The sequence below is a fragment of the Kluyvera sp. genome (assembly GCF_965301105.1).
In genome coordinates this window covers 1-2,544 of record NZ_CBDKZX010000173.1, presented here as the reverse complement: position 1 = coordinate 2,544, position 2,544 = coordinate 1, and the positions used below count along the sequence as shown (strand labels likewise).

The following is a 2,544-nucleotide window of genomic DNA, read 5'->3' as shown; positions in this document are numbered from 1 at the left end:
CGCAGCGGGCAGAACTCTTCCAGCCCCTGATACAGCTTCGCCGGGCGCAGGTTGCTGAACAGTTTGAAGTGCTTACGCAGCGGCAGCAGCGCACCGCGCTCCGGCTGCTGGTTCGGCGGCAGGTTTTCCCATTTCGGACCACCCACGGAACCAAACAGAATGGCGTCGGCCTGGTCGCAGCCGTCCACCGTTGCCTGCGGCAGTGGTTCGCCATGGCGGTCAATGGCGATGCCGCCGACGTCGTAGTGGCTGGTGGTAATGCGCATGTCAAAACGTTGACGTACGGCTTCCAGGACTTTCAATGCCTGTGCCATCACTTCCGGGCCAATTCCGTCACCTGGTAACACAGCAATATGATAATTCTTCGACATCACACGGTTTCCTTGTTGTTTTCTTTATTCTTGATCTTGCGTTGCAATTCTTTTTCAACTTCGGCGGCACGCCAGATATTGTTCAGTACGTGCACCATCGCTTTGGCGGAGGATTCGACGATATCCGTCGCCAGGCCCACGCCGTGGAAGCGGCGACCGTTGTAGTTCACCACGATATCCACCTGGCCCAGCGCGTCTTTACCCTGGCCTTTGGCGTTCAGATCGTATTTGACCAGCTCGACGTCGTAGCCGGTGATACGGTTAATCGCCTGGTAAATGGCGTCAACCGGACCGTTACCGTTCGCCGCTTCGGCTTTAGTCTCTTCACCACAGGCCAGCTTAACCGATGCAGTGGCGATATCGCTGGAGCCGGACTGCACGCTGAAGTAGTCCAGGCGGAAATGTTCTGGCTCTTCCTGCTGCTTGTTGATGAACGCCAGCGCTTCCAGGTCGTAATCGAAGACCTGGCCTTTTTTGTCCGCCAGCTTCAGGAACGCGTCGTACAGATGGTCCATGTTGTAATCGGTATCTTTGTAACCCATCTCTTCCATGCGGTGCTTCACGGCAGCGCGGCCAGAGCGGGAGGTCAGGTTCAGCTGTACCTGGTTCAGACCGATGGATTCCGGGGTCATGATTTCGTAGTTTTCGCGGTTCTTCAGCACGCCGTCCTGGTGGATACCAGAGGAGTGGGCGAAGGCGCCGGTGCCGACGATGGCTTTGTTGGCCGGAATCGGCATATTGCAGATCTGGCTGACGGTCTGGCTGGTGCGCCAGATTTCGTTGTGGTTGATGCGGGTGTGCACATTCATGATGTCTTTGCGCACTTTGATCGCCATGATGACTTCTTCCAGCGAACAGTTGCCCGCGCGCTCGCCGATGCCGTTCATTGCGCCCTCAACCTGACGAGCACCGGCATGGACCGCGGCCAGAGAGTTACCTACCGCCATGCCCAGGTCGTCGTGGGTGTGAACGGAGATAATCGCTTTATCGATGTTTGGTACGCGTTCGTACAGGCCGGTAATAATGTTGGAGAATTCAAATGGCAGGGTGTAGCCGACGGTGTCTGGAATGTTGATCGTAGTGGCACCGGCATTAATCGCCGCTTCGACGACGCGCGCCAGTTGGTCAATTGGAGTACGGCCAGCATCTTCACAGGAAAACTCAACGTCGTCGGTGTAGTTACGCGCCCGTTTCACCATGTAGACCGCGCGCTCGATGACTTCGTCCAGGGTGCTGCGCAGCTTGGTGGCGATGTGCATCGGTGAGGTGGCGATAAAAGTATGAATACGGAATGCTTCAGCGACTTTTAATGACTCGGCGGCAACATCAATATCCGCCTCTACGCAGCGGGCCAGCGCGCAGACGCGGCTATTTTTAATGTTGCGGGCGATGGTCTGGACGGATTCGAAATCGCCCGGAGAAGAGACCGGAAACCCGACTTCCATCACGTCAACGCCCATGCGCTCGAGGGCAAAAGCAATTTGCAGCTTCTCTTTCACGCTCAGGCTTGCCTGTAATGCCTGTTCACCATCACGTAAGGTCGTATCAAAAATAATGACTTGCTGGCTCATGGTTTAGGTCCTTGGTTAACTTGGGCGCCTTGCTACGAGCATAAAAAAACCCGCGCAGCGGCGCGGGTTTATAGTTTTACTGATGATGACTAACGCTGAACGTCGCACACCAGCCTACCGCGCACAGAAGAGGCGTTTAGTAGTAGTAGGCCGTTGAAACGAGTGGTGCGGAACATGTCATCATTCTCCAGATGAATTCGATATGCTTTTAGTGGTACTGGATATGCTTTCTGATGTCAACCCTGAATCGTGAAAAGAGGGGACGCCGGGGAAGAATTTCAGCGAGTGGAATTAGCTAATTGTGCTGATGGATGTCTCACTTTATAGTGAATGATTCGTTATGGTTATTCATGATTTTAATATTTTGTCGCATTTGCATACCAATATTCGCAACCGCTCATGGCTCTGTTACTTCTCTGTGCGGGTTCTATCATTATGATAATATTGAATTTAAATTTGTGTATACGTATATCTGTGAAGGTAAAGCAGCTTATGCTGATACATAATTGTTAATTCTGATAGTAGAAAAAATAAAACAATTTAATAAAGCCTCATTTTTTACAGTCCTTTTCTGTCTGTTGTGTATTCGCTGTATCTATTGG

The 2,544-nt window shown here is 52.4% G+C and carries 3 protein-coding genes; all 3 read right to left on the bottom strand.

The window, feature by feature from the left end:
* Window positions 1–371, bottom strand: a 371-nt coding sequence (locus tag ACW14G_RS22805; protein WP_455648854.1) for an isocitrate/isopropylmalate family dehydrogenase, incomplete at its 3' end; no start/stop codon positions are given.
* Window positions 371–1,942, bottom strand: coding sequence for a 2-isopropylmalate synthase (leuA, locus tag ACW14G_RS22800; RefSeq protein WP_065356506.1), 1,572 nt, complete (start codon window positions 1,940–1,942; stop codon window positions 371–373). The genes leuA and ACW14G_RS22805, both read right to left, overlap by 1 nt.
* Before the next feature lie 89 nt (window positions 1,943–2,031).
* Window positions 2,032–2,118 (bottom strand): leu operon leader peptide, encoded by an 87-nt coding sequence (gene leuL / locus ACW14G_RS22795; RefSeq protein ID WP_100249930.1) that lies wholly within the window; start codon window positions 2,116–2,118, stop codon window positions 2,032–2,034.
* Window positions 2,119–2,544: the final 426 nt, after the last annotated feature.